General features: G+C 61.9%; 19 protein-coding genes. 10 read left to right on the plus strand and 9 right to left on the minus strand.

Annotated elements, in window-relative coordinates; genetic code table 11:
• Positions 1–10 precede the first annotated feature (10 nt).
• Positions 11–514: a peptide deformylase gene (def, locus tag CLR77_RS05440; protein WP_097459529.1), complete on the minus strand. Its 504-nt coding sequence runs from the start codon at positions 512–514 to the stop codon at positions 11–13.
• A gap of 283 nt (positions 515–797) precedes the next feature.
• On the opposite strand from def, the gene CLR77_RS05445 reads away from it, so the two are divergent.
• From CLR77_RS05445 to CLR77_RS05480, 8 genes are all read left to right on the plus strand, one after another.
• Positions 798–1829, plus strand: a complete 1032-nt coding sequence (locus CLR77_RS05445) for a LysM peptidoglycan-binding domain-containing protein (protein WP_097459530.1) — start codon at positions 798–800, stop codon at positions 1827–1829.
• Between the two features lie 192 nt (positions 1830–2021).
• The gene (gene dprA, locus CLR77_RS05450; RefSeq protein ID WP_158227121.1) at positions 2022–3152 is read left to right on the plus strand and encodes a DNA-processing protein DprA; all 1131 of its coding nucleotides are present in this window, start codon (positions 2022–2024) and stop codon (positions 3150–3152) included.
• Between the two features lie 86 nt (positions 3153–3238).
• Positions 3239–3808, plus strand: coding sequence for an L-threonylcarbamoyladenylate synthase (locus CLR77_RS05455; protein ID WP_097459532.1), 570 nt, complete (start codon positions 3239–3241; stop codon positions 3806–3808).
• Between the two features lie 73 nt (positions 3809–3881).
• The gene (hemF, locus tag CLR77_RS05460; RefSeq protein WP_097459533.1) at positions 3882–4805 is read left to right on the plus strand and encodes an oxygen-dependent coproporphyrinogen oxidase; all 924 of its coding nucleotides are present in this window, start codon (positions 3882–3884) and stop codon (positions 4803–4805) included.
• Complete coding sequence (gene aroE, locus CLR77_RS05465) at positions 4802–5626, plus strand: shikimate dehydrogenase (protein ID WP_097459534.1); 825 nt, start codon at positions 4802–4804, stop codon at positions 5624–5626. Before hemF ends, aroE begins: the two co-directional genes overlap by 4 nt.
• Before the next feature lie 104 nt (positions 5627–5730).
• Positions 5731–6510, plus strand: a complete 780-nt coding sequence (locus CLR77_RS05470) for a motility protein A (RefSeq protein WP_097459535.1) — start codon at positions 5731–5733, stop codon at positions 6508–6510.
• Positions 6511–6520: 10 nt separating this feature from the next.
• Positions 6521–7369, plus strand: a complete 849-nt coding sequence (locus tag CLR77_RS05475) for a flagellar motor protein MotB (protein ID WP_097459536.1) — start codon at positions 6521–6523, stop codon at positions 7367–7369.
• Positions 7370–7529: 160 nt separating this feature from the next.
• Positions 7530–7835 (plus strand): PA4642 family protein, encoded by a 306-nt coding sequence (locus tag CLR77_RS05480; RefSeq protein ID WP_097459537.1) that lies wholly within the window; start codon positions 7530–7532, stop codon positions 7833–7835.
• A 63-nt stretch (positions 7836–7898) separates the two neighbouring features.
• On the opposite strand, the gene CLR77_RS05485 is transcribed toward CLR77_RS05480, so the two are convergent.
• Both CLR77_RS05485 and CLR77_RS05490 read right to left on the minus strand, forming a co-directional pair.
• On the minus strand, positions 7899–8354 hold the full coding sequence (locus CLR77_RS05485; protein ID WP_097459538.1) for an Hsp20/alpha crystallin family protein: 456 nt from the start codon (positions 8352–8354) through the stop codon (positions 7899–7901).
• 192 nt (positions 8355–8546) lie between these two features.
• Positions 8547–9083 (minus strand): gamma carbonic anhydrase family protein, encoded by a 537-nt coding sequence (locus tag CLR77_RS05490; protein ID WP_097459539.1) that lies wholly within the window; start codon positions 9081–9083, stop codon positions 8547–8549.
• A 96-nt stretch (positions 9084–9179) separates the two neighbouring features.
• Between CLR77_RS05490 and prlC the strand changes: the two genes are divergently transcribed.
• Positions 9180–11228, plus strand: coding sequence for an oligopeptidase A (prlC, locus tag CLR77_RS05495; RefSeq protein ID WP_097459540.1), 2049 nt, complete (start codon positions 9180–9182; stop codon positions 11226–11228).
• A gap of 69 nt (positions 11229–11297) precedes the next feature.
• On the plus strand, positions 11298–11552 hold the full coding sequence (locus tag CLR77_RS05500; protein WP_097459708.1) for a YheV family putative zinc ribbon protein: 255 nt from the start codon (positions 11298–11300) through the stop codon (positions 11550–11552).
• 28 nt (positions 11553–11580) lie between these two features.
• On the opposite strand, the gene CLR77_RS05505 is transcribed toward CLR77_RS05500, so the two are convergent.
• The 6 genes from CLR77_RS05505 to CLR77_RS05530 all read right to left on the minus strand — a co-directional run bounded on the left by CLR77_RS05505 (position 11581) and on the right by CLR77_RS05530 (position 21826).
• On the minus strand, positions 11581–11859 hold the full coding sequence (locus CLR77_RS05505) for a YrhK family protein (protein ID WP_097459541.1): 279 nt from the start codon (positions 11857–11859) through the stop codon (positions 11581–11583).
• 32 nt (positions 11860–11891) lie between these two features.
• Positions 11892–12116, minus strand: coding sequence for a DUF1653 domain-containing protein (locus tag CLR77_RS05510; RefSeq protein ID WP_097459542.1), 225 nt, complete (start codon positions 12114–12116; stop codon positions 11892–11894).
• Complete coding sequence (gene recD, locus CLR77_RS05515; RefSeq protein ID WP_097459543.1) at positions 12113–14137, minus strand: exodeoxyribonuclease V subunit alpha; 2025 nt, start codon at positions 14135–14137, stop codon at positions 12113–12115. Before recD ends, CLR77_RS05510 begins: the two co-directional genes overlap by 4 nt.
• On the minus strand, positions 14134–17763 hold the full coding sequence (gene recB, locus CLR77_RS05520) for an exodeoxyribonuclease V subunit beta (RefSeq protein ID WP_097459544.1): 3630 nt from the start codon (positions 17761–17763) through the stop codon (positions 14134–14136). Before recB ends, recD begins: the two co-directional genes overlap by 4 nt.
• Entirely contained in the window at positions 17760–21218 is a 3459-nt protein-coding gene (recC, locus tag CLR77_RS05525; RefSeq protein ID WP_097459545.1) for an exodeoxyribonuclease V subunit gamma, read from the minus strand. Before recC ends, recB begins: the two co-directional genes overlap by 4 nt.
• Before the next feature lie 224 nt (positions 21219–21442).
• Entirely contained in the window at positions 21443–21826 is a 384-nt protein-coding gene (locus CLR77_RS05530; protein WP_097459546.1) for a DoxX family protein, read from the minus strand.
• Positions 21827–21918: the final 92 nt, after the last annotated feature.

Below are 21918 nucleotides of genomic sequence, written 5' to 3' on the forward strand. Positions count from 1 at the left end.
CGGCTGGATATCAGGCGCGGATCTTGTGCTGTTTCTCCAGCTTCTTCTTGATGCGGTTGCGTTTCAGGGGACTCAGGTAGTCCACGAACAGCTTGCCGTTGAGGTGATCCAACTCATGCTGGATACACACGGCAAGAAGCCCCTCGGCCTCCATTTCGAAAGGTTTGCCGTCACGATCCAGGGCCTTGACCCGAACATGCTCGATACGCACCACGCTTTCATAGAAGCCGGGCACGGACAGGCAACCTTCCTGCATCTCCATCTCCTCACCTTCGAGGACTTCCACTTCGGGATTGATGAAGACCAGCGGTTGGTCGTGATCTTCAGAAACGTCGATGACCACAATGCGTTTGTGTACGTTGACCTGGGTTGCGGCAAGGCCGATACCCGGAGCTTCGTACATGGTTTCGAACATATCGTCGATCAGCTTACGGATGCTGTCATCCACGGTTTCCACCGGTTTGGCGACAGTGCGCAGGCGCGGATCGGGAAATTCCAGAATTTCGAGTATCATAGGACGGCAATAACGCTCGTTTGTTAAACCTTGGTCTATTATCTCTCAATAAGCACTTTGAGTACAAACTGACCACCCCGTCGCGGAATCGTGACAGGGATATCGTCTTGGGCGTAAATCAGGCATCGCAAATTACGCGAGTTCTTCTATAGTTAGACGGAAGGACCCGGAAATCCGGACGGAACAACCGGGAAGAACCGCCGATCTGCGGCTGCATGCGACGGCCTGCCAGCCGGGTAAAACCGTTCGAACAATCATGCTATAGGCATCAAGGATCCAGACAATGAGGAAACTGCTGTATTTGGTGGCTGCCCTGTCGTTGCTGTTTTCGCAACTCGTAATGGCGGCCGGTCCCGAATTCCGCAAGGACATGCCGCAACATTACACGGTGGTCAAGGGCGACACGCTGTGGGGCATTTCATCCCGCTTCCTGAAGAACCCCTGGTACTGGCCCGAAATATGGCACGCCAACCCGCAGATCAACGACCCGAACCTGATCTACCCGGGCGACGAGTTGGCGCTGGTTTACATCAACGGTAAACCGATGCTGACCAAGGTGAAGAACGGTAGCAACTCGGGCGTTATCAAGCTGTCACCGAAAATTCGTTCGACGCCGCTGGAAACCCCGGTGCCGACCATTCCGTTGGAAGATATCCAGGGCTTCCTATCCGGTACCCGTATCGTCGCAAAGGATGTTCTGGAAAAGGCGCCTTATGTCCTGCAGGGTGAGGATGGCCGCATTGCGAGTGGTGCCGGCGATATCGTCTATGCCCGCGGTGACGGCAAAGGCCAGAAGGTATTCGGCGTTTACCGGGAGGGTAAGGCGTACTACGACCCCATTACCCACGAATTCCTCGGCCTTGAAGCCAAGTCCCTCGGCCAGGGCAAGGTCACTGCCGTCAATGGCCAGGTCATGACGTTGTTCCTGCAGAAGAGCAACGAGGAAGTGATGGCGGGTGATCGCCTGTTGCCGACCGAGGACAAGCCGATTCGCCCGAACTTCCAACCGAGCGCGCCGGATACCGACATCCACGGCTATATGATTTCTGTATTGAATGGCGTTTCCCAGATTGGCCAATATGATGTTGTGGTCCTCAATAAGGGCAAACGCGATGGCCTGAAAGTCGGCAATGTGCTGGCGGTGTTCAAGAAAGGCCAGATTACGCGGGATCCCTATACCAAGGAGCTGGTACAGCTGCCTTCCGAACGTGCGGGCCTGCTGATGGTGTTCCGCACCTTCGACAAGGTGAGCTACGGTCTCGTGTTGCAGGCTACACGCCCGCTTTCTGTCGGGGATGAAGTGCGTAATCCCTGATCCTTCGTGATCGTTGAAAAGGGGCCGAAAGGCCCCTTTCTTGTTTCCGTCTTGTTTCCTTTTCGAAGTGAGCCTTTTGCTGAGAGGCTGACGGAACGGCGCGGAGAGGCCGGTGGGCCCCGGTCTTGACTCTCCCGTCCAGCCTCGTATCCTGCCGAATTCACGAATCACCGCTCTACAAGGATGTTAACGATGACGGCAATGACGCCGGACCGCCGTGACTGGCTGGCACTCTCCCTATTGCCCGGTATGGGGCCGACCCGCTGGCAGCGCATTCTGGACCTTGATGGGGATCCCCGGCTCCTGCTTGATGCGTCGCAGGTATCGGGACGTGGCCTACGCCTGCCAGAACCTACCCGTGAGGCCCTTGATGCCTGGTGGAACGGAAAAGTGGGTAACCGTTTCTACCGCCGGGTCGTCCAGGTGGCCGCTACGGTCGAGCGCCTCGGTATCGAGTTGATCGACTGGGCGGCACCAGACTACCCGACGGCGTTGCGGGCCATTCATGGGCCGCCGCCCCTGCTCTACCTGCGGGGGCGACGTGAGGCGCTGGCGGCACGGCAGGTTGCCATCGTGGGAAGCCGCAATGCCACCCGTGAAGGGCTGGACAACGCCACCCGCTTTGCGGCTGAACTGGCCCGCCTGGGATTTGCGGTGACCAGCGGCCTGGCGCTGGGAATCGACGCTGCCGCCCACCGGGGCGCGGTCGAAGCGGGAGGTACGACCATTGCTGTACTGGCCACCGGGGTCGATGAGATCTATCCGCGTCAGCACTGTCATCTTGCTGCTGCGCTGTGCCAGCAGGGTGCCCTGGTCTCGGAAATGCCGCCGGGGACACCTCCCCGAGCCCCGCATTTCCCTCGCCGAAACCGGATCATCACGGGTCTCAGTTGCGGCGTGCTCGTTGTGGAAGCCAGTCTGCGCAGCGGTTCCCTCATCTCGGCACGCCATGCCCTCGAGCAGGGGCGCGACGTCTTTGCTGTTCCCGGCTCCATTCACAACCCCCAGGCCAGAGGCTGCAATCAGCTATTGCGACAGGGCGCGCGGCTGGTGGAGTCGGTGCAGGATATTGTGGAGGAGTTGCCCGGGTGGGAAGCGCCGAGCCAACCTCCGGGCCGTGCGACACTATCGTCGCCTCCCAACTGCGACCTGTCGCCCGACGAGGCCTTGGTGCTTGGTGCCAGCGGCTTTTCACCCAGCAGTTCCGACGAGCTTTGCGAACGTACCGGCTTGAGTGCGGAGCGGCTGCTGCAGGCGGTGCTGATGCTGGAGATGCAGGGGCTGCTGGCCACGGTACCGGGAGGCTATCAACGTATCTCCTGATGCCGGCCGGTGCTTTGCTACGCCCCTTTCTTTATGATCTGACGTAGAATATTCGCCCTGCAGTCATTCCGTAGCTGGGAGAGATAATGGCGGTTGAACAAACTCATTGGTGGCATTTGCGTCGGGCGGTCGAAACGCTGCGGGCTGGCGGTGTGATCGCGTATCCGACAGAAGCAGTCTGGGGACTGGGATGCGACCCTTGGGACGAAGCGGCGGTGGCGAACATACTGGCATTGAAGCAGCGGCCACAGCAGAAAGGACTTATCCTTGTGGCGGCGCACCCAGAGCAGGTTGCCTATCTGCTGGACCCGTTGCCGGCCGAGCTAAGGCAGGCTGCCTTGTCACATTGGCCGGGGCCGGTAACCTGCCTGCTGCCGGATATTCACCGGCAGGTGCCGGAATGGCTACGCGGCAGGCATGCCAGCATCGCCGTGCGGGTCAGTGCGCATCCGTTGGTTGTGGCATTGTGCGAAGCCTTTGGCGGTCCCCTGGTGTCGACGTCCTGCAATCCCGCCGGGCGGCCCGCTGCCCGTTCGGCCATCCAGGTGCGCCAGTATTTTGGGGAAGCGCTGGACGGTATTCTGCCCGGTGCATTGGGCGGCCAACGCCAGCCCAGCCGAATTATCGATCTGGTCACCAATCGGGTTTTGCGCTAGTTGGAGCACAACGTCGCCGGGGCGCCAAGCCTGCGGCGGCAAAAAGCGCACTGAATCGGGAAAGGGGAACATCATGGAAAAACCGGATACCAGCGCAGTCCACGACTACCTGATCAATCTCCAGGATCGTATCTGTGAAGGACTTGGGCAGGTCGAGGTGAGATCGCCGTTTCTCGAGGACAGCTGGACGCGAGAGGAAGGCGGTGGCGGGCGCAGTCGCGTTGTGGCCGAAGGCAATGTCATCGAGAAGGGCGGGGTGAATTTTTCCCGGGTGACCGGTGCCCAGCTGCCCCCCTCCGCCACGGCCCATCGTCCGGAATTGGCCGGTGCCCGCTGGGAAGCCATGGGGGTGTCACTGGTGATACATCCCGAGAACCCCTATGTCCCGACGTCCCATGCCAATGTGCGCTTCTTTTCAGCGGAAACGCCCGGCGGTGACTACGTCTGGTGGTTTGGCGGCGGCTACGACCTGACGCCCTACTATGGCTTCGAGGAAGACTGCCGGCACTGGCATCAGGTTGCCAGGGCAGCGTGCACGCCCTTCGGCGATGACGTTTATCCACGTTTCAAGCAGTGGTGTGATGAGTACTTCTTCCTGAAGCATCGTCATGAACCGCGCGGTATCGGCGGACTCTTTTTCGACGACCTGAATGAATGGACGTTTGCCAAGAGCTTCGATTTCATGCGGGCCGTGGGTGACAGCTACCTGAGTGCTTACCTGCCCATCGTGGAACGGCGCCGCAACCACGTCTACGGCGAGACAGAACGGGAGTTCCAGCTATACCGGCGGGGCCGCTATGTGGAGTTCAATCTCGTCTACGATCGGGGCACCCTGTTCGGCCTGCAGTCCGGCGGGCGTACCGAATCGATCCTGATGTCGCTGCCGCCGCTGGTAAGCTGGCGTTACGACTGGCGGCCAGAGCCGGGATCGCCAGAGGCGCGGTTGACCGAACACTTCCTGAAACCCCGTGACTGGCTGGCGGAGGCATCGGTATGAGCTCGGATCTGTATGCGGTGGTCGGCAACCCGATCAGTCACAGCAAGTCGCCGCTGATTCACAGCCTGTTTGCTGCCCAGACCCATCAGGACATGGAATACACCGCCATACAGGCGCCCTTGGATGACTTTGCCGGGACGGTGAGTGGCTTCTTCTCCCGTGGCGGCAAGGGGCTGAATGTTACGGTGCCGTTCAAGGAACAGGCCTGGGAGCTGGTCACCTGGCGTAGCGATAGGGCCGGTCCGGCGGGCGCGGTGAATACCCTCTACCGGGATGCCGAAGGGCATCTGTGCGGGGACAATACCGATGGTGTCGGCCTGGTGCGGGATCTCACGCTGAATCATGGTGTTCCCCTGCGCAACCAGCGTGTCCTGGTCCTGGGTGCCGGTGGTGCTGTCCGCGGTATTCTCGGGCCCTTATTGGCCGAACAGCCGGCGGAAGTCGTTATCGCCAACCGGACGCTGACCAAGGCCCAGGCCCTGGTGGATCTCTTCGCGGGCGGGGTCAGGCTGAGTGCCGAGGGTTTCGACAGCGTGCGCGAGCCTTTTGACCTGATCATCAACGGAACCAGTGCAAGCCTCCAGGGCGACCTGCCGCCGCTCGATCCGTCGCTGGTCGATGAGAGCACCATCAGCTACGACATGATGTACGGTTTTGAGACCACGGTGTTCAACCGCTGGGCGGAGCATCAGGGCGCCTGTCGCAGTATCGACGGCCTGGGCATGTTGGTGGAACAGGCGGCGGAAGCTTTCTGGCTCTGGCGTGGCGTACGACCGGATACGTCCAAAGTGCTCAGCCAGCTGCGCCAGGAAGGTTTCTGATGTCATGACGATAAGCTGAAAGGTTCCGGATGCGACCTGATCCCTGTCGGGATTTGAACTATGCTTGATCCGGAAACCCTTCCGTCAGCATATCGGCGTATCTCATGGATATATTGACTCTGGTTGGCCTGTTGGCCGGCGTATCCGTTGTCACGCTGGCCATCATGGCCGGCTCCAGTCTACTCACCTTTCTCAACTGGCCCAGCGTTGCCATCGTGCTATGTGGCACCTTTGCGGTCACGCTGATCAAGTATCGTCTCAGCTCGGTTCTGGACGCGTTTCGCCTTGCCCTTCGCACCGTATTTCTGGAGCGCACCGAACATCCCATGGAGCTGATCCGTCAGGTGGGAGAACTGGCCCAACAGGTTCGCAAGGAAGGGATTCTCGGGCTGGAAAACTACAACAGCAGCAATGCCTTTTTGCAGAAGGGCATCAATCTCTGCGTTGACGGCCATCCTCCGGAGTTTATCGAAGAGGCCCTGCTGGAGGACATGCAGCAGGCGATGGAGCGTTATGAAATGGCGGAGCGGGTGTTCCGCGGTATCGGCGATGCCGCGCCGGCGCTGGGTATGCTCGGTACCCTGGTTGGCCTGGTGCAGATGCTCAACAACATGAAGGACCCGGGCTCTATCGGTCCGGCCATGGCGGTGGCCCTGCTCACCACATTCTACGGCGCCTTTATCGCCCAGCTCATTGCCCTGCCCCTGGCGGACAAGTTGCAGCACAAGACCATGGACGAGCAGCGCAATATGGCCCTGATCGTGACCAGCCTGCAGAACATCATGAAAGGCCAGAACCCGCGGGTCATGACTGAACTCCTGACGGCCTACCTGACTCCCGAGCAGCGCCAGCAGCTGTCCAAGCAGCCGAAGCGCGAGAGCTGAAGGGACGCGTATGCCGCCGCTGCAACGCAAAGCACGCAAGGAGCCGGCCGGTGCACCGAGCTGGATGGTCACCTTTGCTGACCTGATGACCTTGCTGCTGACGTTCTTCATCCTGCTGTTGTCGTTTTCCAAAATGGACGTCAATAAATACAAGGCGATGGTGGCCTCCATGGCATCTGCCTTCGGCAGCGGCAAGCAGGTGGTTACGCTGGTGGTCAATCAACCTGCGCCTTCGCTGTCGCCCCCCTCGTCCCAGGCTGTACCCACTCCGGACGCGCCGAAAAAGCCTCAGGTGCCCGAGTTTTTACCCGATAGCGCCACCGCTGCGCCGCAGACCAATATCGTGCCGAAGGGGATCGAGCAGTTGGCCAAGACCCTGGTCAGCGGTCTACAGACCCAGATTGCGGAGAAAGAGATCAGCGTCAGTTACAACAGTCAGAAGGTGGTTGTCCGCTTTGCAGAAGATGCGACTTTCCCCTCTGGTAGCGCGGAACTGAAGCCGGCAATGGTGCCGATTATCGACAAGGTGGTCTCGGTGTTGGCTCGATGCAGCGGCAATATCGTGGTGGCGGGTTACACGGATAACCAGCCGATCCTGAGCAACCGCTATCGTTCCAACTGGGACCTGTCGGCGGCACGGGCGGTTTCGGTAGTCCATGAGCTGGTGCTCAACCGCAAGATAGATGCCGAGCGTGTCACCGCCGCCGGCCACGCCGAAACCCACCCGCTGGCGCCGAATACCACGCCGGAGAACCGGGCGCTCAACCGGCGCGTCGAGATCAATATTGACCACCCCAAGTGTGAACCCGAGTCTCCCAGGCGCGTCCTGGATTTCAGTGTTGGGAAACCCGGCGGCTGAAGGTATTGCGAAGCCTTCAGGGCTGTTTGCATGGCTTCCTGCGGTTCCTTATAAAAATCAGGAAGTAACACATGCTTAACGGATATAACGGCGCCTGCTGAAAGCCCGTATACTGTCGCGCTCGACATGCGCTGAAAGATAAAGATAGTGAGGTAATGACGTGAGCGGCCCGGATAAACCCAAAGTCCTTGATGAGGAATGGAGCGACGAGCGGATCCAGGGGTTCCTGTTCCTGTCACCCTACGACAAGTCGATCGACCCCGATTATCACGTGCTGATCCGGGCCTATCAGGCCATGCGGGCTGATGATTTTCGCCGCTTCCTGGTTTTCTTTGCTGAAGCCGGGCGTAACATCAACGCTGTCGACGGCTTTGGCCAGACGTTGCTCGATCGCGTCTCCCAGCACCGCAAGGGCACGGAGTATGCCCAGGCCCTGCGCGATTTTGGTGCACAGGACGCCGCATAAGGCGACACCCGACCTTGCCGGTCAGGCATCGCCCCAACATCTCCAAACGGCGTTGCCGGTATCTTAGTTGACCTGGACTTCAATCGACTTCGGCTTCGCCTTCTCCGATTTTTCCAGTGTCACCTTCAGCATGCCGTCCTTGTAGTCAGCTTGGATGCTATCCTCATTGACGTTGTCCGGCAGCGAGAAGCTGCGGGCAAAGGTACCGTAGAAGCGCTCGACGCGGTGGTGCTTACGGTCCTTGTCCTCTTTCTCGCTATGGCGTTCGCCCTGAATCAACAGTACGCCGTCATTGACAGTGACTTTGACGTCCTTGCGATCGATGCCGGGCAGTTCTGCGGAAATGACATAGGCTGTCGGCGTTTCTGCGATGTCGACCGCCGGCGACCAGTCGGTCCTGCGCATCAGGTCGCGGGTTTCGCGGTCATTGCCCAGGCGCGGGAACCCGGCTCCCCGGCTATAGCGATCCAGCATTTCTTCCAATTCGGCAAACGGATTCCAACGGGTCAGGTTAGCCATGGATAACACCTCCTCTTAACGAATCTGCAATCGTCGTTGCGTGAACAGTTGCTCGGATAACAGCTTCGTCAGGGTCAGCGAGCGGCGCCTTCTCGAATCACCCTAACTTTGCAGAATCAGTAAATAGGTTCGAGCAGGCGCTTTTCAAGCGTCAGGCAGGTGGACTTGAATGAAATTTGATCTGGGACAGGGTTAGCCGGCGCTGAGATACTCGTCTTTAAGGCGCACGTAATTCGCTGCGGTGTAGGTGAAGAATTGCTTCTCCTCGTCACTGAGCGCGCGCGCCTGGCGACAAGGGGCGCCGACGTACAGGTAGCCGCTTTCGAGACGTTTGCCGGGCGGTACCAGGCAACCGGCGCCGATGATGACTTCGTCCTCGACCACGGCGCCGTCCATGACCATGGCGCCCATGCCGACCAGGATACGGCTGCCCAGGGTGGCGCCATGCAGCACCGCCCTGTGGCCGACAGTGACATCGTCGCCCAGCGTCAGAGGCCAGCCGTCCGGATTGAAGGGGCCGGCGTGGGTGATGTGCAGGACGGAGCCATCCTGAATACTGCAGCGCTGGCCGATGCGGATACGGTGCATGTCGCCGCGGATGGTCGTCATCGGCCACACCGAACAATCGTCACCCAGGACCACATCGCCGATTACGGTGGCGCAGGGATCTATCCAGACCCGCGCACCGAAATCTGGCGTGATACCCTTGTGAGAACGTATCTTAGCCATCACATAGTCCTTAATTGGTTTTTTGCGGAGCCCTGACGGGCGTATTACGGTTTTCATCAGTCTTTTTGCGATTGGCCAGACGAACACGGGGAATTCATGAACAATCCGCTGTTAGCGCAGGACCTGTTACCACGCTTCGAGCATATCCGTACCGAGCATATCGAGCCAGCGATAGACCAGATTCTCAGCGACAACCGGGCGCAGATCAACGCCCTGTCCGCGCTGGAGGCTCCCACCTGGGAGACGTTGGCGATGCCTATGCAGGCGCTGTCGGACCGGCTCAACAACGCTTGGTCGATCGTTTCCCACCTGAATACGGTGAAGAACTCGGAAGCATTGCGCGAGGTCTATAAACGTTGCCTGGCGCGTCTGACCGAATATGAAACCGAACTCGGCCAGAACGTTGCGTTGAACGAGGCGTTCCGGAAACTGGCCGAGAGCGACGCCTTTGCGCAACTTGACGAGGCGCAGCGCAAGTCCATTGAGAATACCCTGCGGGACTTCCATCTGGGCGGTGTCGATCTGCCGCCTGCAGAGAAGGAAACCTATGCCGGCCTGTCCCGCGAGCTGGCCGAGCTGAGCAGCCGGTTCAGCGACAATGTTCTGGACGCGACCCAGCACTGGTTTCGTCATATCGAAAATGTCGATGAACTCAGTGGGCTGCCCCAATCGGCCCTGGATGGCGCCCGCCAGGCAGCGCGGCAGCGCGATCTCGACGGCTATGTGATCACATTGGATTTTCCCAGTTACTTCCCGGTGCTGACCTACTGCGATAATCGCGAGCTGCGCCGCGAAGTCTACGAGGCTTACCTGACCCGAGCCTCCGACCTGGGGCCGGATGCCGGCCGTTGGGACAATACGCCGATCATGACGGAAATCCTCAAGCGCCGGCATGCCCTGGCGCAGCTGCTGGGTTTCGACAACTACGCAGAGCGCTCCCTGGCGACCAAGATGGCGCGCAGTGTGCCGGAAGTTCTGCAGTTTCTGGAGGAGCTGGCGGTTCGCTCCAAGCCGGTGGCCGATCGCGAGTTTGCCGAGCTGACCCACTTCGCCCGCGAGCACTATGGCGTGGATCGCCTTGAGGCTTGGGACGTGGGCTACTACAGCGAGAAGCAGCGCCAGGACCTGTTCAATATCTCGCCCGAGACCCTGCGTCCCTGGTTTCCGGTCGAGCGTGTCATCCAGGGGTTGTTCGCGACAGCGGAGAAACTGTTCGGCATCCGTGTCGAGCCGGCTTCCGATGTCGAAACCTGGGATCCCGACGTCCGTCCCTATCGCATCCGTCGCGACGGCGAAACCATCGCCTGGTTCTATCTCGATCCCTATGCCCGCCAGGGCAAGCGCGGGGGCGCCTGGATGGCGGACTGTCGCGTAAGATGGCGGCGTCAGGACGGCAGCCTGCAGTTGCCGGTGGCTTTCCTGGTCTGTAATTTCACGACGCCGGTGGATGGGCAGCCGGCATTGATGACCCACGACGAGGTCACCACGCTGTTCCATGAGTTCGGCCACGGCCTGCACCACATGCTGACCCAGGTCGAGGTGAGCGACGTCTCCGGTATCAACGGTGTTGCCTGGGATGCCGTGGAACTGCCCAGCCAGTTCCTGGAGAACTGGTGCTGGCAGCCGGAATCGCTGGCATTGATTTCCGGCCATTACGAAACCGGGGAGCCATTGCCAGTGGACCTGTTGGAGCGTATGTTGGCGGCGCGCAACTACCAGTCCGGTATGCAGATGGTGCGGCAACTGGAATTTGCCCTGTTCGATTTCCGCATGCATGCGGAATTCGACCCGGAAAATCCGGTGAGCCCACTGGAAGTGCTGCACAAGGTCCGGGAGCAGGTGGCAGTGATCCAGGCGCCACCGTTCAACCGTTTCCCCAACAGCTTCTCGCATATCTTTGCCGGTGGCTATTCGGCAGGTTACTACAGCTACAAGTGGGCTGAAGTGCTGGCGGCGGATGCGTTTTCCCTGTTCGAGGAAAAAGGCGTGTTCGATGCAGAAACCGGACGAGCCTTCCTGCACGAGATCCTCGAAAAGGGCGGCTCGCGCGATCCCATGGCGCTGTTCGTCGGTTTCCGCGGTCGCGAACCGCAGGTTGACGCACTGTTGCTGCAAGCGGGAATCGGCGAGATCGCCGAGACCTGATCATGGTTGCCGATGCTGGCGGGAGGCCCGCTGGCGTCGGCGGCAACGACGCAAGTTGAGGTGGTGGTCATGCAGACCCAGAAACGCTTTATAGCCGGTGCGGTTTGTCCGCGCTGTGCGGAAATGGACCGCATCGTTACCTACAGCACTGACGAGGGGCAGTTCCGCGAATGTGTCAGTTGCGGCTTCAAAGACAAGCTGCAGGATGAGCCTGCGGCGCCCGTCGCCGAGCTGGAAACCCGGGTCAGTCGGGTGGAAAAACCCCAACAGGATCCGGACATCCAGCCGTTACGCTTCTTCAAGAAACCGCCGACCAAGCACTGAGTCTCTGCTTGATAGGGGCCCCTGTCGTCTACCAGTGAATGGGGGCCTTGCGCAGGTTTTTCACATAGCGCTTGTTCAGGGTCCGCAGGATGGGCGCGAACAGGAAGAAGACGCTGCCGATGATGAACAGCCAAGTGGCGGGGATATGCCAGGAATCCTTCAGGAACATGATGCTGCCGATCAGGAATAGAATGGCTGAGATATAGTCGTTGATGATGTGAAGCCATTCGAAGCGTTCGTGGATCCTCTTCTCCGCTTCGAAGACTTCGCGATCAATCTCCTGTGCGATCGTGATTTCCTCGGGCATACAAAACTCCTTTGGCAAAGCGTAGCAACCTTCTACATCGATTCGCGGCGCGCGATCAGGGTAAAGCGGTCGACAGGCTGACCCTCTCCGGCCACCGGAGACTGGAACAGGCTGAGCGGACGAACCCAAAGGCCCCGTTCGCCGTACAGCGCCCGATAGACCACGAATTCCTCCTCGGTTTCACTGTGTCGGGCCACATCCAGAACTTCGTAGTCCTGGCCTTTGTAATGTCGGTAAATACCGGGAACGGGCTTCATTCGAGTGTCTCCTGGTTGTGTGGGTGTTGACGCAGCAAGGCGCCGAGGCCCGATGCGCGTTGCGTTTGACGCATAATGGCGGCATCCAGAATGCGTAGGTCGGACAACGCCAGGCTGAACCAGCGGCGTGCCCGGGTGATGCCGGTGTAGACCAGTTCCTTGGTCAGGATGGGGCTGATGCGTTCCGGCAGCACCAGGCAGGCATGACCGAACTCCGAGCCCTGGGATTTGTGGACGGTCATGGCGAACACTGTCTCAACGGTACCCAACCGGCTGGGGAGGACGCGTTTGATGCCCCCGTCGGCGGTTGGGAAGCAGACCCTCAGGCGCCCAGCGGAGGTTGGGTCCGGCAGGGCAATGCCGATGTCGCCGTTCATCAGGCCCAGGCCGTAATCGTTGACTGTGACCAGTACGGGGCGCCCGGCGTACCAGGGATGCCCCTCGCTCAGCAGCCCTCGTTCCCGCAGGCGTCGCTCAATGGCGTGGTTGAGACCTTCTAATCCGTAAGGCCCCTTGCGCAGGGCACACAACACCTGGAATTGCCCGAAGGCCTCAAGGACCTGTGCCGCCCAGGTATCGAAATCCTGATCCTGTGCTCCGCGGGCAACGATCTCCAGATAGTGGCGGTAGCCTTGGGGTGCTGCGTCTCCCCTTGTGTGGAAAAGGTTCCGGCCGCCCTCCAGCAGCAGATTGTCCAAAACGGTATCCGGCAGCCCCTCCCTGTCCCCGGCGATGACGAGGGCGACGTCGTCACTGTCTTTCTCGTCAAGCACGCCGCGCATGGCGGTACGGTCCTGGGCATTGACGGCACGCGCCAGACGACCGATCCCGCTGTGTTCGCCAAAACGGTGACTGCGGCGTAATAGCGCGATGTGATCGCCGATAGCGCCTGCCTGATCACCTTGATAGGCCCCGAGGTCATAGCCCGTCTGCTGTGCGAGCCAATGGCCGAGCCCGTTGGAATAGCCGGGGTTTTCGGCATCGCGGCAGAGTTCGCCGAGCACGGCGCCGGCTTCCACCGAGGACAGCTGGTCCTTGTCGCCGAGCAGGATCAGGCGGGTTCGGGGCGCAAGGGCATCCAGCAGGGCGTCCATCAGCTCCAGGTCCACCATCGAGGCTTCGTCGACGACCAGCAGGTCCAGGTGCAATGGATTGGCTGCATGATGACGGAAACGCCGGGAGTGCGGTATCGGCCGTAACAAGCGGTGTACGGTGGTGACGGTGGTGGGAATCTCGGCAGCGATCTCCGGGGGCAGTTGGCCGACGGCGGCGCTGATGGATTCTGTCAGGCGGGCCGCCGCCTTGCCGGTCGGGGCGGCCAGGTGGATGCGTAAAGAACGTCCGGTTTCCAGTGCCAGACCCTGCAACAGTCCCAGCAACCGGACGACGGTCGTCGTCTTGCCGGTTCCCGGTCCGCCGGAAATCACGGTAAAAGCGCTGCGTGCCGCCAGGGCGGCGCCGACGGTCTGCCAGTGAATATCCTGATGTTGCGCTTCGGCATCGTTACGCAAGGGGCCAAACAGGGCATCGAGGCGTGCCGGCAGGTCTGTGGGGGTGTCCAGCACCTGTGCCATGCGGCTGCGTACCGCCTGGCCGACGCGGCGTTCCGCCTGCCAATAGCGGTACAGGTAGAGGCGGCCTTCGCTCAGTACCAGCGGGGTGGCGGTGCTGCCGTCACCGACCAGCGCGTCGTTCCCTAAAGCGTCCTGCCAGCGTTGCAGGTCCAGTCCCTGCAGGACCTCTGAGGGGCGCGGCGGCGGGCCGTCCAGTCCGTAGTCGCCTTCGGGAGGCAGCGACAGGATACCGTCAGGATCGGCAAGCGCCTGTTCCAGCGGCAGGCAGATATGACCACGCCCCAACTGGTGGCTGGCCAGCGCAGCGCTGAGTAGGGTTAATGGTTGCGCGCGCTGATCCTGTTCCTGGAGAAAAGCGACCAGGGCGCGATCCAGTGACCTCAGCCAACCGCGCTCCACCCAGCGTTTGAGGAGCGCTCCGAGGCTGTCGTGATCGTAGCCGTTCATCGGGCACCCTCCCCGCTGTCACCCCGGAACAGGGCATCCATGGCGTCGATCAGTGTGCGTGGTGGCCGGTCCCGGTAGACGCCCCGGCCCTCCCCGTCGACGCCGCGCAGGAACAGGTACAGGGCGCCGCCGATATGGCGGTCGTAATCATAGTCGGGCAACCGCGCCCGGAGCTGGCGGTGCAGGGCCAGGATATACAGGCTGTACTGCAACTCGTAACGGTGGCCCAGCATGGCTTCGTTCATGGCTGCCGGCGTGTAGGCGTTGTTGCTGTCGCCCAATGCATTCGACTTGTAGTCCACCACGAAGTAGCGTCCCTGATGTTCGAAGACCAGATCGATAAAACCCTTGAGCATGCCGTTGAGCTGGCGGGGTGCGAGCGCGGGGCGACGTTGGCCGGGCAGCAGCGATTGCGTGACCAGCCGGTCCAGCCGTGCACTGTCGACGGTGTTGGCGGCAAACCAGAATTCCAGTTCAGCCTGCATGAGGGATAACTCGGCGAGTGCACAGGCACCCCGATCACACGGCAGCGCCAAAGGGGTGGTGAGAAAGCCGGCCAGCCAGCGGTCCAGCACCGGTACCCAGTTTTCCCAGCCCCTCGGTGTGCAGGCGCGAAGCAGATGCTCGTTGCGTAACGCGGTATCGTTGGCAACGCGCTCAAACCCCTGGCCGGCGCTCCATTCCAGGATGTCGTGCAGGAAGGTGCCGGGCTGGGAGCCCCGGGGGAACGCATGCAGGGTCTCCGGGTCGGCTTCGCCGGTCTGGGCTTCGGGCTGGGTTCCCAGTTCCCGCAGGTTCGCTTCCTCGGGCGAGTCCTCCGCGAAGTCTCCCCTATCGATGGCGGCGGCGAGACCATCGTCGGGCATCGCCGCGCCGGTGAGAAGACCGGTGTAGCTGCCGATCCACCAACTTTGCGCGCGGAAGTGCTGCGGCGTCCGGGCTGGTGCGAGTGTGATGGCCGGCGTGGCCGGTGCAACACTGGCCAGGTCCGGCTCGGGGGGCGGCACGACCGCGATGTTGGGCGCGGAGGTGAGCGTGCCGAGACGTTGTTGCAGCTCATCGGGCAGTAAGGGGGTGCCGCCGCCCAGCAGGTAGCCGATGGCACTGTCGCGCAGCTCGCAGCGGTACCCACTCTTGTTGTGGCGGCCCAGCGGCGCCACCCCGACCCAACAGGCATGACTGGCTCGGGTGAGCGCGACATAGAGCAGGCGCAGGTCCTCGGCCAGGCGTTCCCTGTCAGCCCTTTCCAATGCCGCGTCGTCGGCACGGATCAAGGTGACGGGCTCTCCGCTGTCGTCATGGTAGCGGATCGGCGAGTCCTTCTTGCTGACCGGGCGTGCGGCGGCAATGAAGGGCAGGAATACCAGCGGATACTCCAACCCCTTGGACTTGTGGATGGTCACAATCTTGATCAGCGATTCGTCGCTCTCCAGGCGCAGGATATGCTCGTCCTGACCGCCACGTCCGGCATCGCGGATCTGTTCGTCGAGATAGCGGATCAGCGCCAGCTCCCCATCCAGCTGGGTTTCGGCCTGATGCAGGAGTTCCGCCAGTTGCAGGAGGTTGGTGAGCCGCCGTTCGCCGCCGTCCTCGCCCAGCAGCCGCGCGGCCACGTCGAAGCGGTCGAGCAGCCGGCGCACCAGTGGCAGCACACCCTGCCCGCGCCAGAGCTGGTGCAGCTCGCGGAAATCCTCAACCCGCGCTTCCCAGGCATCGTCGTCCTGTTGCGCGGTGTCGAGTTCGCTGAACGGCAGGTCCAGGGTGGCACTGCTCAGGGCCAGGCGGAGTCGCTGTTCGTGGCCGGGTTCGGCGACGGCTTCCAGCCACAACAGCAGGTCCTGTGCTTCAGGCGTGGCGTAAACCGAACTGCGCTCGCTGAGGAAGACGCTGCGCAGGCCGCGTTCGGCCAGTGCGTACTGGATCTGCTGGGCTTCGCGCCAGCCCCTGACCAGGATGGCAATATCGGAGGCCTGAAGTGGGCGACGTAGTCCTTCTTCATCCACGAAGCCAGTGTTGCCGTCCAGAAGGTGGACGATCTGGCTGGCGGTGGCATCGGTCATCAGGTTCCGATAGTCCGTGGTCGACCAGGCTTCCTGTCCTTGCGGCAGCCAGAATTGCAGTGGTGTGGGCTTCTGCCTGCCGATCAGTAACTGGTCCTTGCGGCCCTGGGCGTCAACCGGCTGGAACGGAATCCGGTCGCCGAGCAGGAAGCTGCCCTGGGGATAATCTCCTGCCAGCCCGAACAGCCGGTTGACGGCGTCCACCAGGCCTTTGCTTGAGCGGAAGTTGCGCGGTAGCGTGAACAGGTTGCCGGCAGCATCCCCCCGTGCCTGCAGGTAGGTATAGATATCCGCACCGCGGAAGGCATAGATCGCCTGCTTGGGGTCGCCGATCATGAACAGGCCGGTTCCCGGCTGGTTCAGGTAAACGGTCTGGAAGATACGGTATTGCAGGGGGTCCGTATCCTGGAATTCGTCGATCAGGGCGATCGGGAACTGCTGGCGGATAGTCCGGGCCAGACGCGGCCCGCTTTCCCCCTGAAGGGCGGCATCGAGGCGCACCAGCAGGTCGTCGAAGCCCATGCGGTTCAGCTTCGCCTTTTGGCGCTCCAGCCGATGACGGCACCAGGCCGCCGCATGACGTAGCAGTGCCTCCTCGATATCCGGTTTCGCCTCGGCATGATCCAGCAGGCGATCGACGGCTTGGAGTGCGGCAAAGTCCGGCGCTGGGGCGCCTTTGTTGAGCTTCAGGCGGGAAGTGCCGAAACGCTCCAGCGCTTTCAGGGGCGCGGGGCCGGCCTGTGCCGCCCAGGTCTCGATTTCCGCAAGGGCACTGCGGGTGCTGTCCGGCCGGTAGCGGTTGCCGTTCAGGCGCTTGTTGGTCAGGGCATCCTCAAACCATTGGCCCAGGGGCCCGGCATCCGTCTGCCAACTGTCAGCGGCAGTCTGGCTCAGGTCGGCCAGTGTCCGGCTCCAGGCCGCCAGGGTGTCCAGAAAGCCGGTAGCGCCGGGCTCGTCTGTGCCGTCGAGGAAGGGCCGCAGGCTCTGGGCCAGTGCATCGGGGTCTGCTACCAGCGCCTGGACCTGCGCCAGGGTTTCGGGGTCCAGGGCATAGCAATAGGTTCGCCAATAGTCGCGGGCGGCTTCCAGCAGTAACTCGCTGTCGTCGGTGTCCAGTTCGGCCCGGAACGGGTTTCCGCTATCGAAGGCATGCTGGCGCAGCATGCGCTGGCTCCAGCCGTGAATGGTATGCACGGCGGCCTCGTCCATGGCGCTGGCGGCCAGATCGAGCAGGCGCGCCCGGGCGGGCCTTTCCGCTTCGGTGAAGTCCGCCATCAGGGCCTGTAAGGGCGCATCGCCGGCCTCGTCACCACGAAACACGCGGGCGGCCTGGGTCAGCCGCTTGCGGATACGGTCCCGCAGTTCCTCGGTCGCCGCGTTGGTGAACGTCACCACCAGGATGTCCGGCGGTTGTAGCGGCCGGTCGAAGGCGGCGTTGCCACCATGCTGCAACACCAGTCGAACGTACAGCAGCGCAATGGTAAAGGTCTTGCCGGTGCCGGCACTGGCCTCGATCAGGCGGGTGCCATGCAGGGGAAAGTCCAATGGATTCAGGGGATGGCTCATGGGCTGTCCCCCCGGTTTGCGAGGGCGTCATGGAAGCCGCGATAAAGGCGTTCGGACCAGTGCCGGAAGTCGTCGCCCCAGAGGTCGGCAAAGGCTGGCCAGCAACGGGCGAGCGCGCCGCTCTCCGTCACTTCACCGCCGCCGGTGAAATCATTGCCGTCGTAGACGGCGGCAACGGCGGATGGCAACGGGTCGCCGTTGTCTTCCTCTGCCATCGAAAGCCAGGCCATGGCGGTTTTCAGGGCAACGGGCAGGGGTTGCTGCAGCGCCTGCAGATAGCCCTCGGCGATGGCTGCCAACTGCGTTTCGGCCTGCTGTCTTGGCAACGGGTCAAGCCGGTGTATGCCGTCGCGGGATACTAAAAGTCCGCAGGTGCTGTGCCCCTGGGCATTGGCGGCCAGCAACGGGATCCACAGGCGGGTGAAGTAGTGTGTCTTAAGCTGCTTGCCGCTGAAGGCCTGACTGGGCTGGAGCGCGGTGATGGCGAACTGGCCGGCCGCATTGCTTCTGAGGTTGCTCAACCAGCCTTCCAGGGCGGTATTCCCCAGACTCAAGGCGATTTCCATCGGGTCGGGGACCGCTTGCGGCCAGTGGGCCTCGACCTGTTGCCAGTGCTCGAGGACCTGGGCCGCCTGGATACGCAACTGGGTGCCGGCCCGCTCGCCGGCCGGTCCCAGCGGCAGCTCGCCGCGGCGACGAATACGTTCCACCCGTTCCGCCAGTGCTTGTTCCCGGTGCCCCGGTGCGACGGCCAGCGCGCCTTCCAGTATCTCTTTCTTGAGCTGGTATTCGGCCAGTCCGTCCAGGCGGAAGGGTTCATGGTCTTCGCTGGCCAGGGTGTCGCGGCGGAAGCGGAGCCGCAGGCGTTGCTCGAAGAAGGTCTCGGCGGGTTGCCGGAAAAAAGTGGTCAGCGTGTCGAGCGCTATGGGGGCATCCAGTTGCAGCGGTGGCAGCTGTTCTGCCTCGCGGACATTCGGTCGCTCGTGAATCTGGCGCCATTCCCGGGCATAGGTGAACAGGCGTGGCTGCTGCTCATGCTCATCCAATGACTGGAAATACGCCGCGCTGAACGGTTGCAGCGGATGTTCGGTGGTCAGTGACGCCAGGAGGCGATGACCGGCTTCGGGGCTGCTCCCTGCCGTGTCCGCGGGACGCCAGCCGTCGGCGATATGGTCGCATAGCTGACCGACCAGCACCGACGGCGTGCGCGGACTGTTGTCGCGGGCATCGCGACCGATGTAGCTGATATAGAGCTGGTCACGCGCCGACAGCAGCGCTTCGAGGAAGAGATAGCGGTCGTCTTCCCGCCGGGAGCGGTCGCCGGGGCGATAATGTTGGGCCATCAGGTCGAAATCCATCGGCGGTCGCTGACGGGGGTAGTCGCCATCGTTCATGCCGAGCAGGCAGACGATCCTGAATGGGATGGCCCGCATCGGCATCAGGGTACAGAAATTGACACGGCCGGCAAGGAAGCGCTGGGAGAGACTGTTTTCGTCAAACCGTGCGAGCAGAGCGTCGCGCACCACGGCCAGGGGCAAGGGGGTGTCCAGTGCGGCTTCGCGACAGGCGTCCTGCCAGTGCTGCAGGACGTCGAGGAAGCGGTTGAGCAGCAGCGTATCGTGACTGTCCCTGGTCAGCAGACAGTCTTCGAGCAGTTGTCGCAGGGTGGCGACCCAGTCGTCGGCTGTATAGGTGTCGGAAAGGGCCTGCCAGCCCTGGCGCAGGGCGTCGATCACATCGGCCAGACGCCCGGCCAGCGCCGCATCCAGGCCGCCAAGTTCCGGATAGGGTTCGATACCCTGCCAGGGGGCGGCATCGCCCATTACATACCCCAGCAACATGCGGCGCAGACCGAACAGCCAGCTGTTCTGTTCCAGGTCGGCGGGCAAATCCAGGCTCTGGCGCTGTGCGGCATCCAGTCCCCAGCGAATGCCGCTGTCCTCGATCCAGCGATGCAGCTTGGGCAGGTCGTCAGCGTCGATCCCGAAACAGTCGCGGAAGGCGGGAACGTCGAGCAGGTCAAGCAGGTCGCTGACACCGAAGCGGGCATCGGGTAAAGCCAGCAGCTGTTCCAGTGCGCTCAGCAGAGGATTGCTGGCCCGTTCCGGACGGTCGGCGATGGTATAGGGAATATGGCGTGGATCGTCTGTCGGCAGGTTGCCGAAGACGGCTTCGATATGCGGCGCATAGGCGCTGATATCGGGCACCATGACGATAATGTCCCGCGGCTGGAGTGGGTCGTCATCGGTGGCACTGCGTTCCAGGCGGTCGAGGAGCTGGTCGTGCAGGATCTCCACTTCGCGCTGGCGGCTGTGTGCCAGGTGCAGCGCGACGGAGTCGTCTTCTGCCGCGACCGGCAGCCGCTTGTCCGGCAGCGGGTCGAGGTCCAGGATACGCTGCTGGATCTGGTGCAACAGCGGGGCGTCGTCGCTGCTGGTGCGGGGATTGAAGACATCGATCTGGCGGGTGCTGGTTTCCGCCTGGTCGTACTGATAGAGCAAGCCGATATAGTCCCGGCCCTGTTTGCCCCAGGCGGCCAGCAAGGGATTGGCGCGCAGGTGCAGGCTGTCCGGGTCGAGGTCGGCCAGACCCGCCTTGTCCGCATGGCGGTAGCGCTGGAAGCGGAGCAACTGGCGTTCTTCGATGATGTCGGCCCAGTAATACTGACAGGGATTGAGCACGAAGAGCTGGATCTGCATGAGGTGTGAGAGCGCATCCAGGGCTTCGATCATCTGCACGGGTAATGACGAGATCCCAAAGATGATCAGGCGCCGGGGCAGGCTCGCCGGACGCTCCCGGTGGGCGCGGCAGGCGGCGAGAAAGCGGGCATGCAGGTCGGCACGGCTGCTGTCCCGGCGCTCTGTTGTCAGGTCGTTGCGGATATGGCGCCAGAGTTCGGCCTGCCAGCGCTGGTCTTCATTCAGCGGAAGCGCCTGGCCACGGGCATCGGTCAGTTGATCCTCTCCCCGCGCCCAGTGGCCGAGCCAGTCGGCCCGGTACACCTGGTACTGGTCGAACAGGTCGGCCAGGTGTTCGCAAAGCTGGTGACGCTTGCGTAAGTCGTCGTCCTGGCGCAGAAAATGTTTGAGTGGCGCAAAGGCCGGAGCGTCCAGGCACTGTGGCAGCAGGCGCATCAGGCGCCAGATCAGGCGTTCCTTGTCATAGGCGCTGGTTTCGGGGACGCTTTCGGCACCCAGCAGGGCCCGGTAGGCGGACCATAGAAAGCGCGCCGGCATCTGCATATCCAGGGCGGCGGCGATACCGCAGGCGTCGTCGGCGGCCAGGCGCAGCTTGAGCCATTGGCCCATGCCGTTGCTCTGCACCAGGAATACCTCGTTTTCGAGGGGCCCCAACGGGTATGACCGCACCCATTCCACGGCCAGTTCGCGGAGGTCTTCCAGGTGATTGGCGTGAATGATGGAAAGGCCGGGTTGGATCGCCGCAGCGCTCGACATGCTGTCTCCTGTGGTTTGCCGTACATCTTAACGGATTCGGCCGGCCCTTCCATTTCCCTTTTGCCATGGACGTTGATCTGCCTATGGCGGGCTTTCGCCTTGCCGGGATCGAGGTCATGTCTCTGCGGTGGATAGGTCGAGCGATTGTCGGATGTTGCCGGCGGCGGATCGGAGGGTGGCCGCGAGCGCCTTTGGCACCCGCGACCGATAGCCTTTAAGGGGCCTTAGGAATGAGCCTTGTAACGCCCCGGCCCAAGGAAGATCAACGCCAGCGCCGAGAGCAGGTAGAACGCCTGCAGTTCAAGGGCATAGCCACCGGTACCGCTGATGCTGAAGAACTGGCCGGTATGCACAAGGGCCAGCGCCACCAGCATGTTGATGACGATCAGCAGGGCGCCGATGCGGGTCTGGTAGCCGATCAGCAGCATCAGCGGCGCGACGACTTCGCCGATGTAAACGCCATAGGCGAAGAAGGCTGGCAGGTGGTGTGCGGCCACCATCGTCTCGATAAAACCAATGCCGTGCAGCAACTTATGCACGCCATGGAACAGGATCAGGATGCCCAGGGTCAGGCGCAGGATCAGTTTGCCGATATCAGGGTTGTTCATGCCGTTGGAGACTCCGCAGTTGTTATTAAATCCAGTGCTGATGTTATAAATCCCGTGCCGATAACGTTGCCAGATCCAGTCGGAAAAGGCGA

This window comes from Mangrovitalea sediminis (assembly GCF_002514725.1).
GTDB classification, from domain to species: Bacteria; Pseudomonadota; Gammaproteobacteria; order Pseudomonadales; family Oleiphilaceae; genus Mangrovitalea; species Mangrovitalea sediminis.